Here is a 917-nt window from a genome sequence, read left to right as displayed (position 1 = left end):
CCCGGCCCCTGTGCCGCCCGCACCCCGGCTGATGCCATGGCGCGCATGTCCTCAGCTGCCCACCGCGGAGCCGTACCGCCGGAGCGAAACCGATGAGCGGCGCGATCGACGCCCGGTCGCTGGCCGTCGTCATCTTCCTCGGCTTCGTCGCCGTGTCCCTGCTGCTCTGCGGACTCGCCGCCGCCGACCAGGACGATCCGGAGCACTTCTACGCGGGCGGTGCCACCCTCGGCCCCGTCGGAGCCGGACTGGCGATCGCCGGGGACTACGTCTCCGCCGCCACGCTGCTCTCCACCACCGGATCCGTCGCACTGGCCGGCTTCGACGGTCTGCTGTTCGCCCTGGCGACGGTCGCCTCGCTGGTCCTCGTCATGCGCCTCTTCGCCGAACGCCTGCGCCGCAGAGGTGTGTTCACCCTGGGCGACTTCCTCGCCGACCGGCTCGGCGACGGGTCCGTACGCCGCGCACTCGGCGTGGCCACCCTCGTCGTGCTGGCCCCGCTGCTGCTCGTGCAGCTCACCACCGCCGGGCGCGTCATGACCGCCATGTTCGGGCTGCCCGACGGCGCGCTCACCGGCTGCACCGTGGCCAGCGGCGCACTGATGGTCTGCTACTCGGCGTTCGGCGGGATGAGGGGCACCGGCTACATCCAGATCCTCAAGGTGGCGGTCGTACTGGGAGCGGTCACCCTGCTCGCCGGACTCGTCCTCGCACGCTTCGACTGGTCACCGTTCGCCCTCTTCGACGCCGCGAAGGCCGGCAGCGGGGCGGGCGGCGACTACGCGCGCCCCGGGCTGCAGTTCGGCCACGGGCTCGCCGGCGGGCTCGACCTGATCGGCTTCCAGGCCACCCTGCTGCTCGGTGCCGCCTGCATGCCGCACATCATGATGCGGCTCCATCCGATCCGTGACGCCCGG

At 72.5% G+C, this 917-nt stretch carries 1 protein-coding gene; it reads left to right on the top strand.

What is annotated here, in order from left to right:
• Window positions 1-92: 92 nt before the first annotated feature.
• Window positions 93-917 (top strand): sodium:solute symporter family transporter (locus BFF76_RS08690; RefSeq protein ID WP_420877206.1); only part of this gene is annotated, 825 nt, incomplete at its 3' end.

This window comes from Streptomyces mutomycini, from assembly GCF_001700505.1.
GTDB classification, from domain to species: domain Bacteria; phylum Actinomycetota; class Actinomycetes; order Streptomycetales; family Streptomycetaceae; genus Streptomyces; species Streptomyces mutomycini.
The sequence above is the reverse complement of the archived record's forward strand: the minus strand, read 5'-3'. Positions and strand labels throughout refer to the sequence as shown.